Origin of the sequence: Vogesella mureinivorans (genome assembly GCF_007644035.1) — a bacterium.
Classification (GTDB): domain Bacteria; phylum Pseudomonadota; class Gammaproteobacteria; order Burkholderiales; family Chromobacteriaceae; genus Vogesella; species Vogesella mureinivorans.
This window is the reverse complement of record NZ_VMTV02001007.1, coordinates 1-251: the sequence shown is the minus strand read 5'-3', so window position 1 is coordinate 251 and position 251 is coordinate 1. Positions and strand designations below refer to the sequence as shown.

Below are 251 nucleotides of genomic sequence, written 5' to 3'. Positions count from 1 at the left end.
CTGGAGATCATCGACCCGGTGATCGCCGGCAGCGTGCGCGCGCGCCAGACCCGCCGCGAGGACGCCGAGCGCAAGCAGGTGGTGCCCGTGCTGATCCACGGCGACGCGGCGTTTGCCGGCCAGGGCGTGGTGATGGAGCTGCTGCAGATGTCGCAGGCCCGCGGCTTCGCGGTCGGTGGCACCGTGCACGTGGTCATCAACAACCAGGTCGGCTTCACCACCCACCGCATCGATGACGCGCGCTCGACCCT

At 70.5% G+C, this 251-nt stretch carries 1 protein-coding gene; it reads left to right on the top strand.

Annotated features, from left to right (window positions below):
• Positions 1–251 (top strand): thiamine pyrophosphate-dependent enzyme (locus FLQ44_RS22465; protein ID WP_147696145.1); only part of this gene is annotated, 251 nt, incomplete at both ends.